The organism is Candidatus Thermoplasmatota archaeon (assembly GCA_022848865.1).
GTDB lineage: Archaea > Thermoplasmatota > Thermoplasmata > RBG-16-68-12 > JAGMCJ01 > JAGMCJ01.
Map to the genome: position 1 here is coordinate 1 of JAJISE010000111.1, position 654 is coordinate 654.

1 protein-coding gene is annotated in these 654 nt (G+C 50.2%); it reads right to left on the reverse strand.

Annotated elements, in window-relative coordinates; genetic code table 11:
- Positions 1-631: hypothetical protein (locus LN415_09915; protein MCJ2557396.1), on the reverse strand; the 631-nt coding region annotated here is incomplete at its 3' end.
- Between the last annotated feature and the right edge of the window lie 23 nt (positions 632-654).

Sequence of the window (654 nt, forward strand, 5' to 3'; positions counted from 1 at the left end):
CTTCGAGCTGCTTCAACTCGTAGGCTTTTACCTTGCGGTCAGACTTGATGTCGAGAATTTTATCATCGATATCAACCTGCGCGTCGGTGTCGCCCTCTTCAATCGCTGCGGCTTTCTTCTTTCGAAGCGCCCTCAGCTTTGTGTCGGCATCTCGTTGGTCTTCCTTGTCCTTTGACTGCGCTTGGAAAAGTTCATTCGTGCGCTCAAGTTTTGCGATTCGTTGGTCGGATTCGGCCTTGTCGGAAACTCGGAGGTCTCGTTCTCGGTCGATTCGCTCTTGGACTTTCTTGGACCACTTGGTCTTTTTGTCCTCGGGCTCTTCTTCCTCTTCCTCTTCTTCTTCCTCTTCCTCTTCTTCCTCTTCTTCCTCTTCTTCCTCTTCCTCCTCGTCGGAGTCGAGTTCGGAAAGCTCTTCGTCGTCGTCATCATCGTCGTCGATGAATTTCTCCGGCTTTTTCTTTCCGTCCGTGTCTTCCTTCGGAGGAACGTAATCGTCGTCGTCCTTGTTTAGCAGGGCCGCCGTAATTATGGGGTTATCTGAGTCTGAAAGGTCAACATCCAAGGCAACCGAATCATCCGGATTACCGTGCAGATCATCGAAATCGCTTTCTACCTGATACTTCTTACTCATGTTTTCCTCCAGCTCAAGGCTGT